The following is a 26,506-nucleotide window of genomic DNA, read 5'->3' on the forward strand; positions in this document are numbered from 1 at the left end:
TTGATTTTTTTATTAATGATAGTTGATCGTACTTTTTTGTTGAGGAAGATGATGATTATTTTTACTGAAATGATGCATCAATCCTGTTTTAAATACCTAATACACGTTTGTTGAAAGCCTCGTCAGTGCCTGCTCCGGCGAAATCATCAAATGCTTTTTCTGTTACACGGATGATATGATCCTTGATAAAAGGTGCACCTTCTTTTGCACCATCTTCCGGATGTTTAATACAACATTCCCATTCCATTACTGCCCATCCCGTAAAATTGTATTGTGTGAGTTTGCTGAAGATGGATTTGAAATCTACCTGTCCGTCGCCGAGAGAGCGGAACCTGCCCGGGCGGTCAATCCACCCCTGGTAGCCGCCATATACGCCGGAACGACCAGTAGGATTAAATTCAGCGTCTTTTACGTGAAAAGCTTTTATTCTTTCGTGGTAGATATCGATGTACTCCAGGTAATCGAGGCATTGCAATACGAAATGACTTGGATCATAGAGCAGATTAGCACGTGAGTGATTGCCTGTGGCTTCGAGGAAACGTTCGTAGCTCGCACCATCATGGAGGTCTTCACCCGGATGGATCTCGTAGCATACATCTACACCGTTTGCATCAAATTCGTTGAGGATAGGTAACCAGCGTTTTGCCAGTTCTGCAAAACCTGCTTCTACCAGTCCCGCCGGACGTTGCGGCCACGGATACATGGCTGGCGCCCACAGCAGCGCACCGCTGAAAGTGGCGTGTGCATTGAGTCCCAGGTTACGGCTTGCTTTAGCAGCATATTTCAGCTGATTAACTGCCCACTCCGTACGTGCGTTGATGTTATGATGATATTGTGCCGGCGCAAAGCCGTCGAACATTTCTGTAAATGCCGGATTTACAGCAACCAGCTGCCCTTGTAAGTGGGTGCTCAGTTCTGTAATTTCCATCCCTGCCGCGTTCACAATGCCTTTGATTTCATCTGCGTAGGTTTTGCTTTCGGCAGCCTTTTGGAGGTCAATCAGGCGCGTATCCCAGGAAGGGATCTGTACTCCTTTAAACCCTATGGAAGCTGCCCATTCGCAGATGGATTTCAGGTTATTAAAAGGCGCTTCATCTCCCATGAACTGCGCCAGAAATATACCAGGCCCTTTTATCGTTTTCATATAGTCGTTCTAGTGATGAAGGTTACTAAATCTCAAAGGTGGTCCATTTAGCTTCGCTTTGCGAAGAACGTACTACGTTATCGATAAACGCCATACCACGTACGCCTTCTTCTGTGCCGGGGAAATCCAGGGATTCGGGAGAAGGTTGTACCCCATCTATTTTTGCTGATAATGTTTGGGCAAAATTACGGTACAGGTTACCGAATGCTTCCAGGTATCCTTCCGGATGACCACCCGGTGTGCGGGTATTATGCGTCATGTAGCCGGACTGGAAACTGTAGCCACCACCTGCGCGGTAGATCTCTGTTGGTTTATCCAGCCATTTTACCAGCAGTGTATTAGGTTCGTGCTGTGCCCATTCCAGGCCGCCTTTTTCTCCGTATACCCTGATCTTTAAAGCATTTTCTTCGCCGGCAGCTACCTGTGATGCCATCAGCACACCTGCAGCGCCGTTATCGAAACGCAGCAGTACTGCACCATCATCATCCAGTGCACGACCGGGTACCATGATGTTCAGATCGGCACACAGCTTTTCAATTTTAGCACCGCTGATATATTCTGCCAGGTTTGCTGCGTGGGTACCAATGTCGCCCATACAGCCACTTTTACCTGATTTTTTTGGATCTGTTCTCCAGGCTGCCTGTGCATTGCCTTCGCGCTCACTCAGTCTGCTGAGCCAGCCCTGTGGATATTCTACCCATACCTTACGGATTTTTCCAAGTACGCCATCTTTTACCATCTGACGTGCCTGTTTCACCATCGGGTAACCGGTGTAGGTATGTGTGAGCAACAGGATTAAACCGGTGGCTTCCACTTTTGCTTTTAATAATTTGGCTTCTTCCAGGGAAAAAGTGATCGGTTTTTCTACTACCACATTGAAACCCAGGTCCAGCGCCATCATAGCGGGTTCGAAGTGGGCGAAGTTAGGCGTAACGATGGTCACGAAGTCCAGTCGTTTATCTGCCGGCATAATCGCTTCTTTTTCCAACATGGTTTTGAAATCGGTGTAGGTGCGTTCCGGATCCAGGAACAACATCTTACCTGATTCAATAGCAATTTCGTTATTGATACTGAGTGCACCGGCAGCCAGTTCAATCAGTCCGTCCATATTAGCGGCAATACGGTGAATTGCGCCAATGAAGGCATCTTTACCGCCTCCTATCATTCCCATTCTTAGTTTCCGTGTCATATTTACAATTATCGTTTAATTATACTATTTGAACCTGTGCTTTTTTACGGCTGCGCATGTAAAGGAAAAGACCTGCAAATGCAACAATCAGTATGATAGGTATAATAAGTGTGACTTTAATAATTTCAGGACCTGCTACAGCTGTTGCCTGGGTGAATGCAGTGGCTTCTGCTGTGCCGGCTCCTGCAGAGCGATAGGCATCCAGTGAAGCACCGGCTGGGAGCTGTTTTCCAATGATGCTATCATAGAAACCACCCATAAAAAACATGTATACAGATACCGCTAACATACCGGCACCGCCCACCAGGTTCATGCCCAATGCACCGGATTCAGGAATGTTTTCAGACACAAATCCGAGCATGGTAGGCCAGAAATAAGTAACGCCGATACCAAAAATAAAGGCCGCTACAAAGATCATATCACCGGATACATGGGAAAGTAAATATAAGCCCAAAGCAGAAAATATAGCAGATAAAAGCAAAACGCCAGTGGGCGATATTTTATGCACTACCGGTCCGGCAATACCCCTGCCCAATGTTTGTACACCGGCTGTTAATGCCAGGATGAGGATAGCATTTTCCGTTACATTCTTTAACAGTACGTCAATCCATTGGCCGGTAAAGAGTTCTGTGATGGCTGTACCAAACATGAGGATGAATATCACAATAAACAAAGGGTTTAATAGTGATTTATACATCTGGGAAGAAGAAACCCCGGACGCTACTCTTTCGGTAACAGGGAAATCAAGTTTCAGGAAGAGGTAACCATAAATTAATGTAGGAATGATCATGGTGCCTACCTGCAGCTGCCAGCTAAGATGAAGTTTGGAAAGCAGGAACACCAGCAGGGTACCCACTACAATACCACCCGGGAACCATAAGTGGAAGTGGTTTAGTTTGGTGGTTTTGTCGGTAGGGAAAATGGTGGCTACCAGTGGATTACAAGCCGCTTCCACGGTGCCGTTTGCCATACCGATAAACAGGGTAGAGATGAACAGCGTCCAGAAGCCGGTAGCGAAGATGGTCAGCACTATCCCCAGTAAATGGAGGATGAAAGCTGCCAGCAATAACCGTTTCATGCCTATTACATCTACCACAAAACCTCCTATTACAACTGCCAGCGGGAAGCCCCAGAAAGCAGTACCGGTAATAATGCCCAATTGTTTCGCATCCAGATGGAATTCAACGCCAAGGCCGCCTAAGATGCCTGCGCGGATACCAAATGATAACGACGTTACCAGGAGTGCCATACAACTGGCTACAAATAATTTCTGTGGCTGAATTGCCTTTGCCATAAACGTGGAGATTTGTGTAAAAGTTGAACACCTATATTAAACCTTTAAATTTATAAAAAGTATTTACATATTTCCATCTTTTTGTATGGGCGATCCCCAATTTTCCTGAAAAATCTCTTTTTGCGCTGTAATTGACTGTCTTAGCCGGCATGTAGGCAATAGCAGACCTGTCTGGGCGGCAAAATTTTATGATAAACGGTTGCTGAAGAAATGTGGCCGGAGGTAAAGTAAAGGCGGTTATACCAGTTGGCCGGTCAATAAAATGGCTATGCCTGCGACTGATGATGTGTTGCAAATCAGCAAAACATCATCAGTTGCAGGCATAGCCTGTCTCTCATTTTATAATGTTATAAAATGATCATCTTTCTCAGGGCGCCTTTTTGTAGGCAATGTCATTGATCTTTCCGAATCCGCCGAATACCTTGCTGTAAGTATTCCCCTGAAAGTCGCCGGTAGCAGCAATCGGGAAGTAATATACTTTTCCTTCACCAGATTCAGAGGTGGCTACTGCGAGTGTACGATAATCCGATGTGAGCAGTTTCATACACCGTACATCTGTTCCTGCAGCGAAGGAATAAACCAGTCGTGCTTTCCCTGCCAGAATATCATACAGGTATAATTTGTTGCCGCTGGCGTAATACAAATGGGGCAGCAATGCAGACATCCTAAAAATGCCGGCAGTACTCATTCCCGGCGCTGTTGATACTGTGTCAACTGCGGTCGGAGTGCTGTATGGGCCAGCATTTGAAAACGAATAAATAAATAACGAATCATTTTTGTTATTCCTGAACAGGCAGTACGTCTGGTCACTTCTCGGACCGCCTTCGGCATACTGTAAATGTTTACCCACATTATTCATATTAAAAGCATCTCCGGGCTGTGCATTGCTAAAATCAATCAGATCAAATGAGTAAGGATCCTGACCCAGGAAGCGCTGTGAAATAGTATCATATAATGTAGGCCCAAAAATAGATGACATATCAAAAGGTGCCATATAGTAGTTACCAACAGGTGCCAGGCTAAACTTATAGGGAGGGGGTACCATTACCGATAACCCATATGGTTTTCCGTCATTAATCATTGCCTCTCCACCATTAAATGTCATGTATATCTGGGGTTTGGGAGCCGGTGCTATAAAGAACCAATCCTTGAAGCTGGCAAAGGCCATAAAGGTAGAATAGTCTACCTGGGTACCAGAGAGAGGTGAAAGGAAATAAATATTTTGCGCTCCTCTTCTGTTGGTTACATACACATGATGTGTTCCGGCAGGCAATGGTAATTTGGGATTGGCTTTGGAGTATATATGGTGAAATACGGAATCTACCGGTGTAATGATGGATACATCTGCATTTGTATTACCATCTTCTAATACCAGCCATCCTTCATTCAGCGCACTTACTACTCTGATGCTCAGTTTTTTTGTGGTAGTAACGCCTGTTTTTTTATCTGTTATAAACAGATTCAGTACGTAAGCGCCAGGACCTTCTGAAATTAAGGCATTCAGATTACGGGTAGTGTCCAGCGTGCGCCTGGTAAGCGGCACTCCGTTATCCGGGTACATCACCCATTCATACGATAAACCTGCTGCATCAGGTATGGTTTGCAGTACGCTGGTATTGATATGTAGCGTGTCAAACTGGAATACAGTTATTGTGCTGTCAGTAAGACCTGTTGTTATTTTATTTATATCATGATACTGATAATTTCCTTTGTCTTTATAACAACCTGTGAATAACAGCCAACAGGTGGTTAGCAGGAATACCGGTAGTATTATTATACGCATAAATCTGTTTTGTAGAGAAGAAATAAATTAGGCTAGTCAAAAGAAACCTGGTCTCCGTTTTCATCGATCAGTGGGCCATTGGCGGCTTCATATTCGGCCAGTTTCTGTTTGCAGAGCGTACTGTAAACAGAAAAAACACCATAAGGCATATCGGTAGAAAATGTGGCAATGCCGGTAGTCTGAATGACAAATTTATATTTAGTGGCACTGTAACTACCAAAAAAGTATACCAGCCAGGTATCCCAGTTAGCGGGCTTTGTGAGGTAATCATTTAGTTTGATAAGATATCTGACAGTGCCACCGGCTACTACAGAACTGCCTTTGGAATTGGGTACACCGGGTAAGAAATCTTTAGAAGGTTCCACTTCCAGTAATAAGCGCAATGTCTGTTTTTTCATGGTGGTGGTACGCTTGATCACTACCGGCAGATTGGCCGTATAAGCACCTGCCGGGATCTGATAAGGAAGCAGGGTATAGTCAGTACCGGCAGTAGCAGTAGTGCTGTCTGCCACTGCTTTGAGTATAACTTCCCTGTCTTGTGCGGCAGCCATGCCGATGATACGTACCGGTATTTTTATCGTATCCATCATTACAGAATCCGGATGAATGGCAAAGGAATAGATAACGCTATCCGTATTAAGTGCATAAGGAGCTTTATAGATATACACCATTGCGGGTGCCTGGAAAGCGAGCGGGTTGCTTTTTTTGCAGGCGGGTAAGCAATAACATGCCGGTAAAAGAAATAGCCAGATATATTTACGTAATTGTTTCATTGCAGGTAGTTTAGTAATTAACGATTTCCAAATTCTGTTTCATTGTCCGGTAATGGAAAGATATATACCGCATCGCTGGTCAATATTGAGCTACCATCTATTTTTGGGGCATTTAATCTTTTGAAATAATAAAACAACTGGCCTTCTGCATAAAATTCTTTTTTGTATTCTTTCAATATGGCTGTCTGCAAATTGGCTGCTGAGATATTAAGCGGTAGTGCAACAAGGCCACGATGCGCACGTACTTCATTCAGATAAGCTACTCCATCTGCAGGCAGCGTTGCGCATTCTGCAGCGATGTAATACATTTCAGATAACCTGATCACAGGTACATTATTGAGAAGATAAGGTGTGTTGATATTATCAATAGTATATTTAGCAGTTGCAAATGCACCGGCATTAGCATTAAACTGGTAGTTGAAGCGAATGTCAGAACTACCGCCGGCGGCGGTTTCATATAATGTGTTGAGTGCTTTACTGGTTACAGACAATGGCGGTGCACCTGTGCTGGTAGTTGTAAAGTATTCATCTGAATATGCTTTCATTTTATACACATTCAATGCAAACAGTTGTTCCCTGGCATAAGCGCGATCGCGATTATAACTGGCTGATGCGGCAGGACCAGTAACAAACGGGAAATTACTTTGATGATTGTTGATTACTTCCAGCGCAGCTGCCAGTGCATTTATTTTATCATTCCCATAAAGCAGGATACGTGCTTCCAGCCCTTTTACTGCCCAGTAATTGATATGATTCCTGGTGAAGGATTGAAACGGATCCGTGTTATAATCTTCTCTGATTATTTTATCCGCTGCCAACAATCCTTCTGCTGCCCGGAGGTCGTTTAAGCAGCTGTCAATTACATTTTGCACTGTCAGCAAAGGCGTTACTTTCACACCAAAACCGGTAACATATGGGATCGCTTTTCTCTGGGCATCTACTATAGGAGCTGCACCAAACATGCGTAACAGATCAAAATGGAGCAATGCCCGTAAACCTAATGCCTCGCCTTTTATCCGGCCATAGTTATTACCTGAAAACAGCTCTTTTTTGCCATCAATAATGGTGAGTATGTTATTTACATTGCCGATAGCACCATACATATTGGTCCATATACTGGCAATGGTACCTTTTGTTCCGTCATTGAGGTAATTATAAATGGCTGTCTGGTAGAAAGGACTGGTGCTGTTTGTTACATTGTAACGTTGCCCCAATACATCCATAAAAGACATGGTGAGTGTTTGTCCATATAAGGGGGCATCGGACAGTTGGATATAAGTACCGGTGATGGCATCTTTAAACCCTTGTTCATCCTTTAGCATTTCGCTTTCCCTCACCTGGGTTTTAGGACTTACGTCCAGCCATTTTTTGCAGCCACTGGAAGCTGTTAAGCATCCTGCCAGTAGGGTGAATAAAATATATTTAGCTTTCATTGTTTGTTTATTTGCTGATTAAAAGGAAGTACTGATATTCATCGTGAAGTTGCGTGCGAAAGGATAATCCAGTCCGCGCTCAATGGTAATAGACGACCAGCGTGCAATGTCATTGGCAATAAAACCTATACGTGTATTCTGTAACTTCCATTTTCGTGTATACTTTTCCGGTAGAACATAGGTCAATGAGACACTTTGGAGGTTCACGAAATTGTTTACCTGTACAAAGCGCGAAGTTGCATTGGTGGCGTTGTAGATAGGGTATCCGGCTTCGCTGATCAGTCCTTTGAAGAAGGTTTGGTCACCAGGCTGTTTCCATCTTCCCAACAATACTCTTTCATCTACCTGGTAGTGAAGGTCTGCATTCTCTACACGGTCGGCCAGTGTCTGATTATACATTTGTCCTTTGTACTGGTAGTTGAAATATATGCCCAGTGTGATGCCTTTATAGGTAGTATTTGATCCGAAGTTGCCCTGTAAGGAAGGAATCACATCGCCTACTACTACTTTATCATTCGCACTCCAGTCGTAGGTAAGTGTACCATCTTTTTTAATATATAATTCTCTTCCTGTAGAAGGATCTATGCCTTTGGAACGTACGGCCCATATAGCATTGGGACTTTGCCCTTCTTCAAAGCGGAGCTGTGGGGATGTTTGCTGACCTGCATCATTTTTATCATTCAACTTTTTGAGGGAATTGGAAATATGTTTGATATAAGTGTTGTTATGCAATCCATTTACAAAGAAGCTCCAGTAGATGCCCTTTGTATCCTGCTTGATGGCAAAGTAAGTAGCATTGAATTCATATCCGGTATTTTCCAGTTCTCCCACGTTTTGTTTATAGCTGGTTACACCTGAGGATGGAGGAGTATTAACATCCAGTATCAGGCTGTTGGTATTTTCTCTGTAAAGATCGAAGCGCATTACCAAACGGCTATGGAACATATTGAGATCTACACCGAGGTTTTTCTTCAGCGTTTGCTGCCATTGTAAATCGGTATTGCCATAGCCCATCAGGGAAGCTCCTACCTGGCCACGATAGCTTTGATCAGTATAATAACCGTAAGTAGTAATACCCATGTACGGAGGGAAATTATTACTTCCGGTAGTGCCGATAGTAGCGCGGATACGCAGGAGGTCAATCTGTTTTTTAGTGAATTTCAGGAATTTTTCTTTGGATAAATTCCACCCGGCGCCTGCACTCCAGAAGGGTGCAAATCTTTTATTGATACCAAATTGCGAAGAACCATCGGCGCTTACACCAAAGTCAGCGGAATAACGGTTATCATAACTATAGTTGAAATTTGTGAAGCCGGAAATACGCCTGGTTACATTGGAACTGCCATCAGGACGGGTATTAGGAGCATACCCATTTCCAAACTGCAACTGATCCAGCCGGTCTGTAGGGAATCCGATCACCTGGATGCTGGTAGCATCGCTGGATGTTTGTGCAGAGCTGATGCTGGTTGTATTAAAAAATATATGGCGGCCTGTTTGCTTTGTATAGTCAAGGTTCAAACTGCCATCAAAGGAAAGGAACTTATTATTGCCCCTTGTATAACTTCCTTTTTTGGTAAAATCAGTTTCAGCAAGAAAAGAAGTATGGTTAGCCGGAAGAAACAGACTGCTTTCATCTGTTTGTTTAGTAATGGCAAGGCGGCCACTCAGCCTGAAACCTTTACCCATATTCCATTCCGCCATGGATTGATTCATGATGTTTGTATACTCACTGTTATTGATGGTATGCAAAGTGGAATTATAGAGTGGATTGGTATAGATATAATCCTGGTATGATAGTGGGTCGGTATAGGATTCCAGTATTGGTTTTATCTTTCCACTTGAATCGTAGGGTGTCCAATACTGGTTTAACCGGCTATACTCGCTGAAATTGCCATAGTTGGAATTATTAGCTTTGTTATAATTGACAGACAGCACGTTTTTAAATAAGAAACCTTTGAAACGATAACTGAGGTTCATGTCTACATTGTAATTATTACGATTACTGTTTTTCATGACACCTGCTTCATTGTTATAGCCCAGGTTCAGTCCATACCGGATGTATTGGTCGCCGCCTTCCAGGTAGAGGGAATGTCTTTGTCCGGTGCCTGTTCTCACAGGTTGTGCCAGCCAGTAGGTGTTAACGCCACGTTCTACAGCTGCTTTGCGTGAGGCATATAATTGCCTGTAAAACGCATCTGCATCTGGTCTGATGCCTGTGCTATATTGACTGTACAAGCCTGCCAGTCTTTCCACTTCAAGTTTATCGCTTGCATTCAGCAGGTGGTATACCGTAAGATCCGGTGCAGTTACCTGCATCATGCCACTGTAGCTTACCTGCAGTTTACCCGGGAGTGGTTGTTTGGTATCTACCACAATTACACCGTTAGCAGCGCGTGAACCATAGAGGGAAGTGGCAGCGGCGTCTTTCAGGATAGTAAAACTGGCGATACGGTTTATATCCAGGTCGTACAACTTTTGCAGGCTTACCTCAAAGCCATCCAGTATGAATAACGGCTGATTAGGATTGGTGGCGTAGGTAGCCATAAAATCTGCGCCTGAAGTAGCGCCTGTTTTTCCGGATAGTTGTTGCGGAAAGTTATTGGTACCCCGTAAATTAATGTTCGGCAGTTTGTTAGGATCGCTGCCGAACTGCATATTATCAGGTATACGGATAGAAGGATCAAAAACTTTCATGGCCTGTAAAGCATTGAGCATACTTACACTGCGCAGTTGCTCACCGGAAATCACTGTAGCAGCACCGGTGAAACTCTCCTTCGGACGTTTGAACATCCCTGTTGTAACCATATGGCCTTCCAGTTGAATAGCCCTGGGTTTGAGCTTTATGGTTATATTGCTGCTGAGTGCAACAGTAACGATATTGTTTTCGTACGCAATATGTTTGATCAGTAATGTAGCGGTGTTGTTATTTACTGTTAAAGAGAATTTTCCTTCCAGATCAGTCACTGTTCCCTGGGAAGATTCTTTTACAACGATACTGGCGCCGGCAACAGGAGCGCCGGTTTGAGCATCCAGTACTACACCACGTATTTGCAGCGGCGGAGAAGTATTGGAGAACGTTGCAATTATTTCTTCCGGTATTATCTTTTTGTGTACCGGTTTCTCCTTTACAATAATGGTATTATACTTGATCTCGTAATCAAGCTGCGTATGACTAAAACATTCATTTAATGCATTTGTCAACGGTACATTTTTTAAGTCGATATCTACTGTGCCGGCTGCTTTGATGAGTTGAGGATCATAGATAAACTCAAAACCTGATTGACTGCGAATGCTATTAAATATTGTTTTCAAAGAAAGCCCCTTCCCTGAAATGGACACCGACTGAGAATAAGCGACAGCACTTACCTGCAATGACGCTGCAAGTAGCAACACTGATGTTAGTTTCATTGTTAGCAACATTTTGGTTGATGAGAGCCAGTATCTTTGCCTGACTTTGTTGCATAGAAATACTTTCATACTTTCGTATTGTTTGGGTTTGGTTAATGACAGCATTTTTGAACGGATGCCTTTTTCGTTAATGTATGGGCCCAAACATCCGCCGGAAGTGCTTCGAACCACTTCCGGTTTTTGTTTTTACCCTCATTCGTAAATTGGTTTTACTTACTCATGTTGTGTTGATGTTTGGTTGGTTGGTTGATGTTTGGTTGGTAATGATTGGTTTTTGATTACTGAAAAGTTTATAGTTGTTTGTTCACTGTTGTTTTGCCATTACTATGATCCGGTTGTCCTTCATTTCAAACTGCACTCTTCCGGTTGTTGCAAGAATGTCGAGTACCTGCGATACATATTTTTTTCTGGAGATGGCCCCTGAAAGGGTGATTCCTGAAAGATCTCCCTGGTAGCTGATCTCCACATCATACCAACGGCCTACCTGCCGCATAATAGTATAGATGTCATTGTTATCGAATAAAAAATGCCCTTCTTTCCAGGCTACTGCGGCTTCAATATTTGCAGCACCTATTTCAAACTGTGATTTTCCTGTTGGCAGTACCGCTTGTTGCCCCGGTGCAATAACTGCCTGGTTATTTTCACAGTTCACTTTCACCGCACCAGATACCAATGTGGTATTTACTGCCCCCTCTTCTTCGTAAGCCATAATATTGAAGGAAGTACCCAATACCTGCACTTTCATATTGTTTACTGTTACAGCAAAGGGTTTTGCCTGATTTTGCGCAACTTCAAAATATGCTTCTCCAGTCAGTGTCACTGCCCTGTCTGCACCCGTAAAAGCAGTGGGAAACCGCAGGGAAGAGGCAGCATTCAGCCACACCCTGGAGCCATCCGGTAATAATACCTGGAACTGGCCGCCACGAGGGGTAGCGATGGTATTATACAGCACCTCTCCTGTTGTTGTAGCGCCCTGATAAGATAATAAACCGCTATCCAGCTTAATGATCTGTACAGTTCCCTGTTTTCCCAGCAGCCCGTTCTGCGCACTGTTCAGTACAATTTGCCGGCCATTTGCAAGCGTCAGAACAGCTTTATTGCTGCCGGGTGGTATATTAGTAGTGGCAACAGGAACAGCTGCCTTAAAGGGGCTGAAAATGTACCACGACAAAAGCGCGGCAACCAATATCGACGCAGCGGCACTATACCTGAACCACATCCTGCGATATACTGGTACAGCCAGTGTTACCTGTTCTGCCCGGGCAATATCCGCATTCACCTTTTCCAGCAGGGCAGCGTTGTGAAAATCGCTGACTGTCTGCTGCGACATTATTTCCGCATAATCCAGCAGTACCTGGTGATATACTTGCTCAGAAAGGGTTTTGAGCCATTCGCTCAGTGCGGCCCTTTCTTCCGGTGTACTGTTGCCGGCAGCAATTTTTTGTAATAATTCCTGGTGGTGGTTCATCGCGTTGCTATATACACGTTTGGGAAAAGACAAAGGGGACGGGTGCTATAAAATTTATTTTTTTTGAGAAATATTTGTTTACCACTTTAAAGCAATAAACAGCAGCAGGGAGATGACAATATCTCCGTGTTTGCGCATATAATCTTTAATAAATCTGCTGGCAAGATGGAGCTGTTTTTTTACAACGGCTACAGACAGATCAAGCTGGGTGGCTATTTCAGCCCAGGATAGGTCTTGCTGCGTACTCAATTCAAAAATAAGTTTTCTTCTTTCGGGTAACCGGGAGATGGCCGTTTGAGCCAGCTGATGATATTCACGGTATTTTAATTCATCTTCCAGTTGATAATCGGGTTGTTCCTGTTCCTGTAAACGGGCATCCTGTTGTTTCCGCTTTTTTTCACTGCGAAATATATCCATCAAACGGTTTCTGGCCATGCGGTACAAATAGTACTCAAAGGCTTGTAAACCAATGAAGGTTTCCTTTTTCAGCCACACTTTCACAAATATATCCTGCGTTATCTCATCTGCCATATCAGAAGTGTTGCCGGTGAACGGCAACAGATATCGGCATAGCTTGGGTTGATAGTATTTATACAGCGCAGTATAGGCTTCACGGTCGCCCGCTGCCAGTTGCTGTAATAACAAAACCTCGTCAATCATGGTGTGAATATACTTTTTTTGACTAAAGTTTTATAGTGAAAACAGCTATACCAGTAACTTCCCGGTAGCTGATGGCATTATTGTGGTTGTCAGGGATCGTTCAAAATCCCCCCAAAATCCCCGCTAAATCACCGAATTTATTCCTACTTTTACAGGCCTTGTGAAATAGCTGCAAACTGACACCTTGACAGTCTGTCTTTACAAGCACAATATTTGAGTAACTTGAGCGCCGTCTATCCCAACTAAGCTAAGCCCGCAGCCGCAGTGCCACAGGCTGGCGAAGCCAGGAAATAACCAACTGACATTAACTCAGCCTGGAGGGGAGTAGGTTACAATAAATAGAAATCGTAATTCGTAATTAAACATTCAACATGTTAGGTTTTTTATCAAAGCTATTTGGAGGGAATAAATCAGAAAGAGATATTAAATCCATCTCTCCGGTGGTACAGCAGGTTAAGGAGGAATACGAAAAACTTCAGTCCCTGTCCATCGATGATCTGCGTCATAAAACGCAGGAGTTCCGTGCACGCATCGCCGCTCATCTGGCCACTATTGATAAAGAAATAGCGGATAAACAGGAGGCTGCAGATACTGAGGAGGATGTAACAGCGAAAGATACCATATATCAGGAAATAGATATTCTGAAGAAAGATCGCGACAAACAACTGGAAGTAGTACTGAAAGAATTGCTGCCACAGGCCTTTGCTGTAGTAAAAGAAGCCGCGCATCGTTTCACCAGCAATCTAACGCTTACAGTTACTGCTACTGAACTGGACCGGCAGCTGGCGGTGAAAAGGGATTACGTGACCATTGAGGGCGACAAGGCCATCTGGAAAAACAGCTGGAATGCAGCCGGAAGCATGGTTACCTGGAACATGGTACACTATGATGTACAGCTGATTGGTGGTATGGTACTGCATCAGGGTAAAATTGCCGAAATGGCAACGGGTGAAGGTAAAACACTCGTATCTACCCTTCCCGCATATCTCAATGCACTGGCTGGTCAGGGTGTTCACATCGTAACCGTGAATGATTACCTGGCTCGTCGTGACTCCGAGTGGAATGGTCCACTCTTCGAATTCCTCGACATTACTGTTGACTGTATAGATAAACATCAACCTAATACACCGGAACGCCGTAGCGCTTACCTGGCGGATATTACGTACGGTACCAACAACGAATTCGGTTTTGACTACCTGCGCGATAACATGGTACACAGCCCGGATGAAATGGTACAACGTAAACACCATTACGCCATGGTGGATGAGGTGGATAGCGTACTGGTAGATGATGCACGTACTCCGCTGATCATTTCCGGCCCTATCCCACGCGGTGAAGAGCAGGAATTCCACGCATTAAAACCACGTATCGAATACCTGGTGGAAATGCAGAAAAAAGTGGTGAACCAATACCTGATAGAAGCAAAGAAACTGATTGCGGAAGGTAAAGATGATCCTAAAACCGGTGGACTGGCTTTAATGCGCGCCTGGAGAGGTTTGCCCAAAAGCAGTGCACTGATCAAATATCTCAGTGAACCAGGTAACAGGGTATTATTACAGAAAGCAGAAAACTACTACCTGGCAGATCAGCAACGCGAAATGCCAAAAGTAGATGAAGGTCTGTACTTCGTTATTGAAGAAAAACAAAACAGCGTAGATCTTACTGATAAAGGTATTGCACTCATCACCCAGGGTGGTGAAGATGCAAGCTTCTTTATTCTGCCAGATGTTGGGTCAGAATTGGCGGAAATTGAAAAATTGTCAGTCTCCCCTGAAGAAAAACTGCAGCGTAAAGATGTATTACTGCAAGACTTTGCCTCTAAGTCAGATCGTATCCACTCCGTACAGCAATTATTAAAAGCCTATACTTTATTTGATAAAGATGTAGAGTACGTGGTAATGGATGAAAAAGTGAAGATCGTAGATGAGCAAACTGGTCGTATCCTTGATGGACGCCGTTACTCAGACGGTTTACACCAGGCGATCGAAGCAAAAGAAAATGTGAAAGTGGAAGCTGCCACCCAAACATTTGCTACCATCACCCTGCAAAATTTCTTCCGTATGTATCACAAGCTGGCCGGTATGACTGGTACAGCATCTACAGAAGCCGGTGAGCTCTGGGAAATTTACAAACTGGATGTGGTAACCGTTCCTACCAACGTTCCTATCTCCCGTTTGGATACAGAAGACCTGGTATACAAAACCAAAAGAGATAAATACAAAGCTGTTATCGAAGAAATAAAACAACTGCAGGCAAAGGGACGTCCTGTGCTGGTAGGTACTACCTCTGTGGAAGTATCTGAGTTGTTGAGCAAGATGCTCACCTTTGATAAAGTACAACATAATGTATTGAATGCGAAACAACACGCCCGTGAAGCACAAATCGTTGCAGAAGCAGGTTTACCGGCTGCTGTCACCATTGCTACCAACATGGCTGGTCGTGGTACGGATATCAAGCTTGGACCCGGCGTGAAAGAAGCGGGTGGTTTGGCGATCATCGGTACTGAAAGGCATGAAAGCCGTCGTGTAGACAGACAGTTGCGTGGTCGTGCGGGTCGTCAGGGTGATCCGGGAACTTCCCAGTTCTTTGTATCCCTGGAAGATGATCTGATGCGTATGTTCGGTTCAGAGCGTATTGCAGGTCTGATGGATCGTATGGGCTACAAAGAAGGCGAAGTGATTCAGCACAGTATGATCACCCGCTCCATTGAAAGAGCACAGAAAAAAGTAGAAGAAAATAACTTCGGTATCCGTAAGCGTTTGCTGGAATATGATGATGTGATGAACAAGCAGCGTACCGTGATTTACTCAAAACGTAATCACGCCCTGTTTGGCGAACGTCTGGCTATTGATATTGACAATGCATTTTATGATGTAGCGCAGAATATGGTAACCACCCACAAAGAAAGCGGCGACTACGAAGCTTTCAAACTGGATGCTATCATGAACTTCTCTATTGATACAGAGATTACCAAAGAAGAACTGGCAAAAACAGATATTCCTAACCTGTCATCCAAGCTGTATCACGAGGCTAAAGATAACTACGTTCGTAAAGTAACTGAATTGATCGGTAACACATTCCCGGTAATTGAGCGTATTCATAATGAGCAGGGTCACCAGATTGAGAATATCTCCATACCGTTTACCGATGGTAAAAAAGGTGTAAATGTGTTGGCTAACCTGCAGAAGGTAGTAGAAACGAAGGGGCACGAAACCATGAATGCGCTGGAACGTAGTATTACACTGGCGTTGATTGATGAATCCTGGAAAGAGCACCTACGCGCAATGGATGATCTGAAACAATCTGTACAGAGTGCTGTATATGAACAAAAAGATCCGTTGCTGATTTATAAATTTGAGGCATTCAACCTGTTCAAACAAATGGACGGTGAAACCAGTCGTGATATCGTTTCTTTCCTATCTAAATGCGGTATCCCCGTAAGTAGCCGTGAAGAGAATCAGGCACCTGAGATCCGTGAAGGCCACGAAGAAAAGACCGATATGAGCCGTATGCGTGCTTCTCACGAAGAAATCGGAGAACAGCATAATGGCCAGCAGAGCGCTACTCCTGATTATCATATAGGCGAAGAGGTAAAAGCTGAGCCGGTACGTCATCAGGGTCCAAGAATAGGTCGTAATGATCTTTGCCCTTGTGGTAGCGGTAAAAAATACAAACAATGTCACGGTAAAGACGCATAAACGTCATTATTTGTGAGAGGATATCAGAACGGATTACGGCAACGTAATCCGTTTTGCATTAATTTCGCTTAGTAATCAGTAAAAGAATGATGGAGATTAACCGCTATATAGACCATACAGTATTGAAACCTACCACTACGCTGGAAGATATCAAACAATTGTGTATGCAATGTGTGGAGTATGATTTTGCCGCTGCCTGTGTACCGCCACTGTATGTGAAAACGACCAAACAATTCCTGGGAGCTACCAATACCAAAGTAGCTACCGTAGTAGGTTTCCCTTTTGGCTATTCTGCTATAGAAGCTAAAGTAGCAGAAACGGTGCTGGCTATTGTAGACGGGGCCGATGAGCTGGACCTGGTGATCAATATTTCAGCGATCAAAAATAATGACTGGGAATACCTGGAGAAAGAGATCGCCAATATCATGTATATTATCCGTGAGCAAAAGAAAGTGATCAAGATCATTATTGAAAGTGGCATATTATTGGAAGAAGAGATCGTGAAATGTTGCCAGCTTTACAGTAAGTACGGTGTAGATTTCATGAAAACATCCACCGGGTATGCAGAAAAAGGCGCTACTGTGGAAGCCGTAAAGCTGATGCGGGCAAATTTACCAGCTAACATACAAATAAAAGCTTCCGGTGGTATTCGTACCTTTGCTTTTGCCAAGGAGTTGATAGCGGCGGGTGCTACCCGTATTGGCGCCAGCGCCAGTATCAACATTGTGAAAGAAAGCAGGGAAGCGGGTGTACAATAATGATTATTAATAGTTAATTATACAGTATTCATGCAAAAATTATTCATCCTGGTTTGCTGTCTGTTGGGGAGTGGTTGGGCTATGGCACAGGACATTGCGACGGCTCCCAATGGAAATGTGAAGGTGATAAAAGATAGTCGTGTGGATGTGCTGATTAAAAAGCAGACCTACATTAACACGCTCGCCATCCGCAACCAATCCGGTTTCCGGGTGCAGGTTATTTCTACCAACAAACGCGGCGACGCTAACGAAGCCAAAGCAAGAGTAATGCAACTCTACGGCGATTATCGTACTTATCTGGATTTCCAGGCCCCCTATTTTAAAGTACGCGTGGGCGATTTTAAGAGCCGTGAAGAGGCCACGGAGCTGCGCGACAAATTATCCAACCTGTTTTCAGGTGGTGTATTTGTAGTACCAGCTATCATTAACGTGTCACCGGATAAAGAACTATCGAATGAAGAACCGTATTAAAGCGCTGGCAAAAGCTTATGCCCCGGACTTTACCGCCATCAGGCGTCATTTACATTCCCATCCCGAATTATCATTTCAGGAATTTGAAACATCCGCTTTCATTCAGCAAAAACTGACGGAATTTGGTGTGCCTTTTCAGGCTGGTATTGCCGGTACTGGTATCATTGCATTGATAGCAGGAAAAAATCCCACCTCCAAAACGATTGCACTGCGTGCAGACATGGATGCATTGCCTATTACAGAAGCTAACGAGGTATCTTATAAGTCAACAAATCCAGGTGTTATGCACGCCTGTGGACATGATGTACACACTTCCTGTGTATTGGGGGCCACTAAAATACTGAATGAGTTAAAAGACCAGTTTGAAGGTACTATCAAAGTACTGTTTCAGCCCGGAGAAGAAAAACATCCCGGCGGTGCCAGCATCATGATTGAAGAAGGCGCCCTGGATAATCCACGCCCTGATGCTATCCTGGGTTTGCATGTGCATCCTACAATGGAAGCAGGAAAGCTGGGATTCCATGCCGGAAAATATATGGCCAGTGCAGATGAAATTTACATCACCATCAAAGGTAAAGGCGGCCATGCGGCACAACCGCATCTCACCGTAGATACGATCCTGGTAGCCTCCCAGCTGGTGGTAAGTCTCCAGCAGATCATCTCCCGTAATAACAATCCGTTTTCTCCCTCTGTATTATCTATCTGTGCTTTCAATGGAGGTTTCACTACAAATGTGATCCCCAGCGAAGTGAAGCTGATGGGTACTTTCAGGGCAATGGACGAAACGTGGCGTTTTAAAGCACATGAGCTGATCCGCAAACAGGCTATTGGAGTTGCTGAAGCAATGGGGGCTGAAATAGATATTGAAATACTGGTAGGTTATCCAACACTGTATAACAATGAGGAAGTAACTGCCAAAGCAGAAGGCTTTGCCACAGACTACCTGGGTACCGCCTTTGTAGGTGATACAGAGATCCGTATGGGAGCAGAAGATTTTGCTTTTTACTCACAGGTAGTACCGGCCTGCTTTTTCAGATTAGGCACCGGTAATGTAGCCAGAGGGATCACTTCCGGCGTACATACACCTACTTTTGATGTAGATGAACAGGCTATAGAAGTGGGCATGGGTACCATGGCCTATTTAGCTACGCAATTCTAATATAATTGATGGTATATTATACGAACGTCCCGATGAAAATCGGGACGTTTTTTTATTACTTGTTATAAACTTTTAGTGATGGAGGTTGGTTGAAAAACCGTCCCCGTACTTACAGAAAATTGTTTAAGCGTATAGTCATTATAGTTATTTAATCTGTGTAATACTATTCAATCCTTTTCCGGAAATATTCAATTCGCGTAAGCTGTCTACTTTAATATCCGAAAAACGATATGGTACATCACCGAATGTCAGTGAACTTCCTTTGCCTAATTTAATTCTCACCGTATCTATTATATTCTGGTCTTCCAGCGACAATGTACTGGCAGCTTCACCTGTAAAGGAAAGAGCAGTCACTTTATTTCCGCTAAAGTAAGTAGCTGTTTTGGGGCCGGCATACACATTCAGTTGCGGCACTTTCAAACCATTTACATTCAGGTCACAATAATTACTGCTGATTGCTTCCAATGCAGGGCAGGTAATATTGATATCACCGGGTTTGTTAATGAATATGTGCAGCGTGTCGCCTGATTGAGTAAAGGTGATATTACTATGATGTTCCAGTGAATAACTATCGCCGCTGTTTACAGATACCGGGTTGATATATTGTACCTCTTCCCTGGTTTCAGATTTATCATCCGGACCTATCTCTATTTTTACCTGAGCCTTATTGATGGTTGCAAAAGTTGGGTTCCTGGTGAGCACCAATACTTTAAACGGCCGGATTGTTTCCTTTTTAAAGTCAGGTCCCTGTGATGATTGACGGTTCTCTACGTTCGTGATCCCTTTACTATAATCAGCCCTTAGAATAATAGCAGAAAACAGCATCAATAACACGAGTGTTCCGGAAAAACCGATTAATAATTTATTACTCGTTTTCATGTTAATTGAAATTAGATTTTTTGAATTTTTCAAAATGAGGTTTCAGTTCATCGAGGTCTACGTCCAGCAGGTACATATTGCGGAAAAGGCTGGGCAATTCGTTATGGATGAAGGCTTCTTTTTTGAATTGCTTTATTTTCTTTACCGCATCCGGACTGATAAAATAACCGATGCCTCTTTTGTTGTAGATGATTTCCTGTTGCTGCAGTAGCTCACAGGTGCGCATCACCGTATTGGGATTTACTTCCAGCGATACCGCCAGTTCTCTTACAGAAGGAATGCGCTCTTCCGGTTGCCATTTGTTAAGCAATACCTGTTCGCTGATGTAATCAGCAATCTGTACATATATTGCCTGTGTATCTTTGAATTCCATCTTACAAAGTTTTAAATTTCTTTATCCTGTAACCGGAAATAAGCAATGGTCCATAAGGTAGGAGCTATCAGAAATTTAGCTGCAAACAGGTAGCTTTTCTGCAACCACTCGGGAATAACGTATAGGGTGGGGTGCCAACTGTTTGGTGCTGTCATTTCCAATTTATTTACCATCACAAATGGCATAGAACTTTTCCAGAAGTCGCCTTCATTTCCAAAGAGGAAAAGAATGAATATGGCGTTTATAATATACAACCCCAATATGAAAATAAACAGGGAGAGTACCGTTTTAATAAAGCTGTATTTATGATAGTAGGTGGCTCCCAGTAAGAACACTGCTTGCAATGCCATGTAAGCATAGTAGATATATATTTTTTCTTTGGGATCATCCAGGAAGCTATAATCGTTGACTATATGTTGCCCATATTTGGCAACTCTTGCGCTGTCAATGATTTTATAACTGGTATAAAAGCTGAGGTGATATAATAAGAAGAAACCAATGGTGCTTACCAGGAATATTGTAATAAATTTTTCAAATTTAGAAGCAGGCAGCATCAGGAAATCAACGCCTTTTTCTTTGTGTCCGAGTTCATTGAATGACCAGCTGGTAAACAGTAACCCACCGAAGAACAAACCGATGTAGTAGAATGGGGCGAGGTTACTCAGGCGGCCGAATGCACTGCTGGTTAATATAAAAAAAATGGGAATGGCAGTCATCAGGCCAAATACTGTTAATAGTGCCATCAGGTAAAAGCGGAAGCTATCTGTAAAATGCTTCTGCAGATAAAATTGCCAGCGACGGAGCGCAAAAAAGTTATTTGGTTGCATGAGTAAGATTTAATTAAATATTTCCTGAATAGGTTTGTGATTGGTCAGTACAGCGTTGAAGAGCAGTTCCATATCTATTTTACTATGCTCGCTGCCTGCATTTTTGGTAATGATAGTGTGTCCGCGCAGGTTGCTGTCTGCAAACAGTACACCCGTTGCTTCTTCTATCCGGCTGACTGTTTTGAAACTCAGTTTATCCGTTACCGTTTGTACATCTTCCCGGAAAATTATTTTATGTTCATCGATGATCACGATGCTGTCGATGAGGTTATCGAGGTCACGTACCTGGTGGGTGGATATCACAATACATTTTTCCTCGCTTACCGCAGCTGCAATCACCTTACGGAACTGGCTCTTGGAGGGGATGTCCAGTCCATTGGTAGGTTCATCCATGATCAGCACTTTGGTGTTGGTGGATAATGCAAAACTGATCAACACTTTTTTCTTTTGTCCGTAAGACATTTCCGTGAGTTGCTGGTCACGTGGGATATCAAATTCTTTCAGGTAGCTGAAGAAAGCTTGTTCGTCGAAGTTGGGATAAAAAGGTGCATAGGTATTTACATAACGCCTTACACTTATTTTAGGCAGGTAAAATTCTTCCGGTACCAGGAATATTTCCCGCAAAAAGGCAGGTTGCCGCTTTGCCGAGTGGTAACCCATTACCTCACAGGAGCCGCCATCGGGGAATAATAAGCCGGCCATTTGTTTCAGTAAAGTAGATTTACCGGCGCCGTTTTTCCCCAGTAAGCCATAGATGTGGCCTGCTTCCAGGCGTAGGTTGAGGCTTTCAAATAAGGGCCTGTTTTTTCGATAACTAAATGTCAGGGATTGGATGTTAATCATATCGTGTGATTTAGTGTACTACTAAACTAGTACACTGTAAATGTAGGCGTATTTTTTATAATTCAAAAAAATATTTTAGCGGAGGTTGTCTTGCTCCCGATTAGGCTGATTAGGCTGATTTTATTTTTTTAGATTTAAAAAGATTGGCGAAGATCAGAGCGGAGGTTATCTGAACCAGGATTAAACAGATTGAATGGATTACCCTGATGGGCGTTTTGTTGTTTGAAATATATTATTAGGGTGTACAAGTTGTATAAAATAAAAAGAGAAAGTCCGGAAGTACCGGACTTTCTCTTTTTATTTTAATATCGGGTAACAGAACACTCATCAGGGTAATCCATTCAATCTGTTTAATCCTGGTTCAGATAACCTCAGCTTTAATCTCCCCAAATCTTTTTAAATCTAAAAAAATCTAAAAAAATAAAATCAGCATAATCAGTATAATCAGCCTAATCCTGGGAAAGACAAACCTACAGTTCAGGATACAGTGTAAACTGCTGCATAAACGTATTTACTTCGCCTCTTACCTTGAGGATCAGTCCTTCGTTATCAGCATCCATCAGCAGTTGATCTATCCAGTCAACGATCTGGCCCATATGGCCTTCGTTCATACCACGGGTAGTGATAGCCGGAACACCGATACGGATACCGGAAGTAACGAATGCAGATTTATCGTCAAAAGGTACCATGTTCTTATTAACAGTGATATCTGCTTTAACGAGTGTTTGTTCTGCTTTTTTACCGGAAATATTTTTATTACGGAGATCGATCAGCATCAGGTGATTATCTGTACCGCCGGAAATGATCTGATAGCCTTTGCCTACAAAGCTTTTGGCCATAGACTGTGCATTTTTCAGGATCTGTTTGGCGTATACATCGTATTCGTCGGAGAGGATCTCAAAGAAAGATATTGCTTTGGCAGCAATCACGTGTTCCAGCGGGCCGCCCTGGATACCAGGGAATACAGCAGTGTCAATGAGAGAGCTCATCAGGCGGGTTTCACCTTTTGGTGTTTTAAGACCAAATGGATTTTCGAAATCCTGACCCATCATGATCATACCGCCACGTGGTCCACGTAGTGTTTTATGGGTAGTAGTCGTAACAAAATGGCAATGTGCAAATGGTGAATTGAGCAATCCTTTTGCAATAAGACCTGCAGGATGTGCAATATCAGCCAGTACAAAAGCGCCTATCTGGTCAGCAATTTCGCGGATGCGTTTGTAGTCCCAGTCGCGGCTGTATGCAGAAGCACCACAAATGATCAGTTTTGGTTTCTCGCGGTTGGCAATTTCTTCCATCTTATCATATTCTACCAGGCCGGTTTCTCTGTTAACGCCGTAGAAATGAGGTTGATAGAGCTTTCCGGAGTAGTTCACAGAAGAGCCATGGGTAAGGTGACCGCCCATGCTCAGGTCCAGGCCCAGGATTTTATCACCGGGTTGCAGGATAGCCAGCATTACTGCAGCATTGGCCTGTGCGCCGGAGTGAGGCTGCACGTTGACATAAGCCGCACCAAATATTTGTTTAGCCCTGTCGATAGCCAGTTGTTCGCTCTGGTCCACTATTTCGCAGCCGGCATAATACCTTCTGCCAGGGTAGCCTTCGGCGTATTTATTCGTCATCACATGTCCCATCGCCTGCATTACCTGTAAGCTGGTAAAGTTTTCAGATGCGATCAATTCAATGCCATGGCGCTGACGCTCCAATTCCTGGCCTATTAAATCAAATATTTGCTGGTCTCTTTGCATGATGCCTTAAAATTTGGTGCAAAAATAAAATAAAGCTGGATCAAATGCAATTGCGAATTACAGATATATCCGAAGATCACTATCACTGCGATCTGTAATCTGCAATTCGTAATTCGCCGTTCTTCCCCAAAATTGTGCTATTTTCGCGGCATTCGAGCAGCAATAGCTAATCCTAACTACATCGTTAAAATGAAGGCAATAATACCAGTGGCAGGGGCGGGCACCAAGCTTCGTCCACATACATATACACAGCCCAAAGCATTAATACCTTTAGCCGGTAGAACCATCCTCAGTATTATTGTGGATCAACTGGTGGACGCCGGGATCACAGAATTTGTATTTGTGGTAGGTTACCTGGGGGAGAAAATCCAACATTATGTTGAAAAAAAATACCCGCAGCTCACCTGTCACTTTGTGCAGCAGAACAGCCGCGAAGGAACCGGTCATGCTATGTTACTCACGCGTGAGGTGGTAGGTAATGATGAGATATTAATTGTTTTGGGAGATACTATCTGCGAATGTGACTTTAAAGAAGTGATCAACTCTCCTTATTCGATGCTTGGCCTGAAGAAGGTGGATGATCCACGCAACTTTGGTGTAGCCGAGCTAGATGAGCATGGTAAAATTACCCGGGTAGTGGAAAAACCACAGATACCTAAGTCAAATCTCGCACTGGTAGGACTATACAAAATCAAGGAAACAGAACAACTGTTTGATTGTCTGCAGAGTAATATAGACAACAAGGTAAAATCACATGATGAGTTTCAGCTCACCGATGCGCTGGAATGCATGATAGAACACGGTGTACAATTTAATGCATTCAAAGTATCCAACTGGTTCGACTGCGGCCGTAAAGACACCCTGCTCGAAACAAATGCGATTCTTCTTAAAAAATATAAACTCGCCAACAACCCGGTGTTACCGTACGAAAATACCATCATCATTCCACCGGTGAGTATTGGCGAAGGCTGTAATATTAAAAACTCCATCATCGGCCCCAATGTGGCGGTGGGCGACAATACCGTAATCAACTATTCTATTGTGAAAGATTCTATTATCGGTTCTTTCAGTAACCTGTATGAAGTAGTATTAAAGGCTTCCTTGATAGGCAGTGATGCCAATATCCGCGGGCTCAGCCAGAGCCTGAATATCGGGGATAATACAGAGATTGATCTGGGGTGAGTTTTGTCTTTCTCCCGATTAGGCTGATTATACTGATTACCATGATTTTTTTCTTTTGATTTTGAAAGATTTAAGAAGATTAGCGGAGATTAAAGCGGAGTTTATCTGAACTGTGATTATTATGATTCATATGATTATCATGATGTAAGAAGATCTTAGCGAAGATTTTAGCGAAATAGTTAAATGAAAAACGGCCTGGTTATACCGGGCCGTTTTAATGTTTTATATAATTAGTAGCTTATTCTTCGCTAAGATCTTCTTACATCATGATAATCATATGAATCATAATAATCACAGTTCAGATAAACTCCGCTTTAATCTCCGCTAATCTTCTTAAATCTTTCAAAATCAAAAGAAAAAAATCATGGTAATCAGTATAATCAGCCTAATCCTGGGAAAGACAAGGGAGTAAGACAAGGGAAAGACAATCTGCTTTATTCTTATATTCGTTGTTATGAATCGTATCACTTCCTTATTCAATATTGAGTATCCTATCATCCAGGCAGGCATGATCTGGGCGAGTGGATGGCGTTTAGCCAGCGCCGTTAGCAATGCCGGCGGATTGGGGCTGATAGGTTCGGGTAGTATGTACCCTGCGGTGTTGCGTGAACATATACAAAAGTGTAAACAGGCTACTGATAAGCCTTTTGGTGTGAATGTACCGTTGTTGTATCCTGATATTGATCAGCTGATAAATATTATTCTGGAAGAAGGCGTGCAGGTGGTATTTACTTCTGCCGGTAATCCTAAAACATGGACGCCTGTGCTGAAAGCAGCCGGGATAAAGGTAGTACATGTAGTATCCAGTGCGGCATTTGCATTGAAAAGCGAAGCTGCCGGTGCAGATGCGGTTGTAGCGGAAGGATTTGAAGCCGGCGGACATAATGGCCGCGAGGAAACCACTACCATGGTACTTATTCCGGGCGTATGTGAACAAGTGAAAATACCTGTGATTGCTGCAGGCGGTATTGCTTCCGGAAGGGCTATGGCAGCAGCTTTTGCGCTTGGTGCCGAAGGTGTGCAGGTGGGCAGCAGGTTTGTAGCTACACCAGAAGCATCTTCTCATATTAACTTTAAGCAAGTTATCGTGAACGCTAAAGAAGGCGATACCATGCTGAGTTTAAAGAAGATTACACCCGTACGTATGATCAAAAATAATTTCTATAGTGCTATCAAGGCAGCAGAAGATAGCGGCGCAGATGTAGATGCTTTAAAAGCGTTGCTGGGCCGTGCACGCGCCAAAGCCGGTATGTTTGAAGGCAATATAGAGGAAGGAGAACTGGAAATAGGTCAGGTGAGTGCGCTGATACACGATATAAAGCCCGCTGCGCAAGTGCTGGAAGAAATATGGACGGACTTCAGGAATGTTATTTACGGCTGGAGAAATTCAGATATTTAGTTGCCGGGAATGCAGCA

General features: G+C 43.5%; 20 protein-coding genes. 6 read left to right on the forward strand and 14 right to left on the reverse strand.

The features are described from left to right. Positions 1 to 88: 88 nt before the first annotated feature. From CLV51_RS05870 to CLV51_RS05910, 9 genes are all read right to left on the reverse strand, one after another. Positions 89 to 1,144: a sugar phosphate isomerase/epimerase family protein gene (locus tag CLV51_RS05870; RefSeq protein ID WP_106527052.1), complete on the reverse strand. Its 1,056-nt coding sequence runs from the start codon at positions 1,142 to 1,144 to the stop codon at positions 89 to 91. Positions 1,145 to 1,169: 25 nt separating this feature from the next. Next, positions 1,170 to 2,333 carry a Gfo/Idh/MocA family protein gene (locus CLV51_RS05875; protein WP_106527053.1) on the reverse strand — a complete coding sequence of 388 codons (1,164 nt, stop codon included), beginning with the start codon at positions 2,331 to 2,333 and terminating at the stop codon, positions 1,170 to 1,172. Between the two features lie 19 nt (positions 2,334 to 2,352). Next, positions 2,353 to 3,627, reverse strand: a complete 1,275-nt coding sequence (locus CLV51_RS05880) for an MFS transporter (protein WP_106527054.1) — start codon at positions 3,625 to 3,627, stop codon at positions 2,353 to 2,355. A 367-nt stretch (positions 3,628 to 3,994) separates the two neighbouring features. Next, entirely contained in the window at positions 3,995 to 5,410 is a 1,416-nt protein-coding gene (locus tag CLV51_RS05885) for a PKD-like family lipoprotein (protein WP_106527055.1), read from the reverse strand. 32 nt (positions 5,411 to 5,442) lie between these two features. Further along, complete coding sequence (locus tag CLV51_RS05890; protein WP_106527056.1) at positions 5,443 to 6,183, reverse strand: DUF4843 domain-containing protein; 741 nt, start codon at positions 6,181 to 6,183, stop codon at positions 5,443 to 5,445. Between the two features lie 17 nt (positions 6,184 to 6,200). Next, positions 6,201 to 7,616, reverse strand: coding sequence for a RagB/SusD family nutrient uptake outer membrane protein (locus CLV51_RS05895; protein WP_106527057.1), 1,416 nt, complete (start codon positions 7,614 to 7,616; stop codon positions 6,201 to 6,203). Between the two features lie 18 nt (positions 7,617 to 7,634). Next, positions 7,635 to 11,024 carry a SusC/RagA family TonB-linked outer membrane protein gene (locus tag CLV51_RS05900; RefSeq protein WP_170115322.1) on the reverse strand — a complete coding sequence of 1,130 codons (3,390 nt, stop codon included), beginning with the start codon at positions 11,022 to 11,024 and terminating at the stop codon, positions 7,635 to 7,637. A 304-nt stretch (positions 11,025 to 11,328) separates the two neighbouring features. Beyond that, a complete protein-coding gene (locus CLV51_RS05905) occupies positions 11,329 to 12,525 on the reverse strand; it encodes a FecR family protein (RefSeq protein WP_146151230.1) in 1,197 nt (398 codons plus the stop codon). 45 nt (positions 12,526 to 12,570) lie between these two features. Next, on the reverse strand, positions 12,571 to 13,152 hold the full coding sequence (locus CLV51_RS05910; RefSeq protein WP_106527059.1) for an RNA polymerase sigma factor: 582 nt from the start codon (positions 13,150 to 13,152) through the stop codon (positions 12,571 to 12,573). 371 nt (positions 13,153 to 13,523) lie between these two features. Here CLV51_RS05910 and secA point away from each other — a divergent pair, with 371 nt between their 5' ends. The 4 genes from secA (at position 13,524) to CLV51_RS05930 (ending at position 19,238) form a co-directional block, all read left to right on the forward strand. Beyond that, complete coding sequence (gene secA / locus CLV51_RS05915) at positions 13,524 to 16,850, forward strand: preprotein translocase subunit SecA (RefSeq protein ID WP_106527060.1); 3,327 nt, start codon at positions 13,524 to 13,526, stop codon at positions 16,848 to 16,850. An 86-nt stretch (positions 16,851 to 16,936) separates the two neighbouring features. After that, on the forward strand, positions 16,937 to 17,608 hold the full coding sequence (deoC, locus tag CLV51_RS05920; protein WP_245898629.1) for a deoxyribose-phosphate aldolase: 672 nt from the start codon (positions 16,937 to 16,939) through the stop codon (positions 17,606 to 17,608). Between the two features lie 30 nt (positions 17,609 to 17,638). Next, positions 17,639 to 18,079 (forward strand): SPOR domain-containing protein, encoded by a 441-nt coding sequence (locus CLV51_RS05925; protein ID WP_106527061.1) that lies wholly within the window; start codon positions 17,639 to 17,641, stop codon positions 18,077 to 18,079. Next, on the forward strand, positions 18,063 to 19,238 hold the full coding sequence (locus tag CLV51_RS05930; RefSeq protein ID WP_106527062.1) for a M20 metallopeptidase family protein: 1,176 nt from the start codon (positions 18,063 to 18,065) through the stop codon (positions 19,236 to 19,238). Before CLV51_RS05925 ends, CLV51_RS05930 begins: the two co-directional genes overlap by 17 nt. A 144-nt stretch (positions 19,239 to 19,382) precedes the next feature. Here CLV51_RS05930 and CLV51_RS05935 read toward each other — a convergent pair whose 3' ends face one another. From CLV51_RS05935 to CLV51_RS05955, 5 genes are all read right to left on the reverse strand, one after another. Beyond that, entirely contained in the window at positions 19,383 to 20,117 is a 735-nt protein-coding gene (locus tag CLV51_RS05935) for a hypothetical protein (protein WP_106527063.1), read from the reverse strand. A gap of 1 nt (position 20,118) precedes the next feature. Next, positions 20,119 to 20,490, reverse strand: a complete 372-nt coding sequence (locus CLV51_RS05940) for a GntR family transcriptional regulator (RefSeq protein WP_106527064.1) — start codon at positions 20,488 to 20,490, stop codon at positions 20,119 to 20,121. 11 nt (positions 20,491 to 20,501) lie between these two features. Continuing rightward, entirely contained in the window at positions 20,502 to 21,317 is an 816-nt protein-coding gene (locus CLV51_RS05945; RefSeq protein WP_106527065.1) for a hypothetical protein, read from the reverse strand. Between the two features lie 9 nt (positions 21,318 to 21,326). Continuing rightward, entirely contained in the window at positions 21,327 to 22,160 is an 834-nt protein-coding gene (locus CLV51_RS05950) for an ABC transporter ATP-binding protein (protein WP_106527066.1), read from the reverse strand. 470 nt (positions 22,161 to 22,630) lie between these two features. Next, positions 22,631 to 23,908, reverse strand: a complete 1,278-nt coding sequence (locus tag CLV51_RS05955; RefSeq protein ID WP_106527067.1) for a serine hydroxymethyltransferase — start codon at positions 23,906 to 23,908, stop codon at positions 22,631 to 22,633. Between the two features lie 189 nt (positions 23,909 to 24,097). Between CLV51_RS05955 and CLV51_RS05960 the strand changes: the two genes are divergently transcribed. Together CLV51_RS05960 and CLV51_RS05965 are read left to right on the forward strand one after the other, a co-directional pair. Continuing rightward, on the forward strand, positions 24,098 to 25,090 hold the full coding sequence (locus CLV51_RS05960) for a sugar phosphate nucleotidyltransferase (RefSeq protein ID WP_106527068.1): 993 nt from the start codon (positions 24,098 to 24,100) through the stop codon (positions 25,088 to 25,090). 454 nt (positions 25,091 to 25,544) lie between these two features. After that, positions 25,545 to 26,489: an NAD(P)H-dependent flavin oxidoreductase gene (locus CLV51_RS05965; RefSeq protein WP_106527069.1), complete on the forward strand. Its 945-nt coding sequence runs from the start codon at positions 25,545 to 25,547 to the stop codon at positions 26,487 to 26,489. The last annotated feature ends 17 nt before the right edge of the window (positions 26,490 to 26,506 follow it).

This window comes from Chitinophaga niastensis (assembly GCF_003014755.1).
In the GTDB taxonomy this organism is placed as follows: Bacteria; Bacteroidota; Bacteroidia; order Chitinophagales; family Chitinophagaceae; genus Chitinophaga; species Chitinophaga niastensis.

What these genes read in the sequence shown, in the direction of transcription:
- CLV51_RS05945 (WP_106527065.1), bottom strand. Translation starts at nt 21,317, where the DNA reads ATGCAACCAAATAACTTTTTTGCGCTCCGTCGCTGGCAATTTTATCTG.
- CLV51_RS05895 (WP_106527057.1), bottom strand. Translation starts at nt 7,616, where the DNA reads ATGAAAGCTAAATATATTTTATTCACCCTACTGGCAGGATGCTTAACA.
- CLV51_RS05925 (WP_106527061.1), top strand. Translation starts at nt 17,639, where the DNA reads ATGCAAAAATTATTCATCCTGGTTTGCTGTCTGTTGGGGAGTGGTTGG.
- CLV51_RS05930 (WP_106527062.1), top strand. Translation starts at nt 18,063, where the DNA reads ATGAAGAACCGTATTAAAGCGCTGGCAAAAGCTTATGCCCCGGACTTT.
- CLV51_RS05885 (WP_106527055.1), bottom strand. Translation starts at nt 5,410, where the DNA reads ATGCGTATAATAATACTACCGGTATTCCTGCTAACCACCTGTTGGCTG.
- deoC (WP_245898629.1), top strand. Translation starts at nt 16,937, where the DNA reads ATGATGGAGATTAACCGCTATATAGACCATACAGTATTGAAACCTACC.
- CLV51_RS05940 (WP_106527064.1), bottom strand. Translation starts at nt 20,490, where the DNA reads ATGGAATTCAAAGATACACAGGCAATATATGTACAGATTGCTGATTAC.
- secA (WP_106527060.1), top strand. Translation starts at nt 13,524, where the DNA reads ATGTTAGGTTTTTTATCAAAGCTATTTGGAGGGAATAAATCAGAAAGA.
- CLV51_RS05910 (WP_106527059.1), bottom strand. Translation starts at nt 13,152, where the DNA reads ATGATTGACGAGGTTTTGTTATTACAGCAACTGGCAGCGGGCGACCGT.
- CLV51_RS05900 (WP_170115322.1), bottom strand. Translation starts at nt 11,024, where the DNA reads ATGAAACTAACATCAGTGTTGCTACTTGCAGCGTCATTGCAGGTAAGT.
- CLV51_RS05875 (WP_106527053.1), bottom strand. Translation starts at nt 2,333, where the DNA reads ATGACACGGAAACTAAGAATGGGAATGATAGGAGGCGGTAAAGATGCC.
- CLV51_RS05955 (WP_106527067.1), bottom strand. Translation starts at nt 23,908, where the DNA reads ATGCAAAGAGACCAGCAAATATTTGATTTAATAGGCCAGGAATTGGAG.
- CLV51_RS05870 (WP_106527052.1), bottom strand. Translation starts at nt 1,144, where the DNA reads ATGAAAACGATAAAAGGGCCTGGTATATTTCTGGCGCAGTTCATGGGA.
- CLV51_RS05880 (WP_106527054.1), bottom strand. Translation starts at nt 3,627, where the DNA reads ATGGCAAAGGCAATTCAGCCACAGAAATTATTTGTAGCCAGTTGTATG.
- CLV51_RS05950 (WP_106527066.1), bottom strand. Translation starts at nt 22,160, where the DNA reads ATGATTAACATCCAATCCCTGACATTTAGTTATCGAAAAAACAGGCCC.
- CLV51_RS05965 (WP_106527069.1), top strand. Translation starts at nt 25,545, where the DNA reads ATGAATCGTATCACTTCCTTATTCAATATTGAGTATCCTATCATCCAG.
- CLV51_RS05890 (WP_106527056.1), bottom strand. Translation starts at nt 6,183, where the DNA reads ATGAAACAATTACGTAAATATATCTGGCTATTTCTTTTACCGGCATGT.
- CLV51_RS05935 (WP_106527063.1), bottom strand. Translation starts at nt 20,117, where the DNA reads ATGAAAACGAGTAATAAATTATTAATCGGTTTTTCCGGAACACTCGTG.
- CLV51_RS05960 (WP_106527068.1), top strand. Translation starts at nt 24,098, where the DNA reads ATGAAGGCAATAATACCAGTGGCAGGGGCGGGCACCAAGCTTCGTCCA.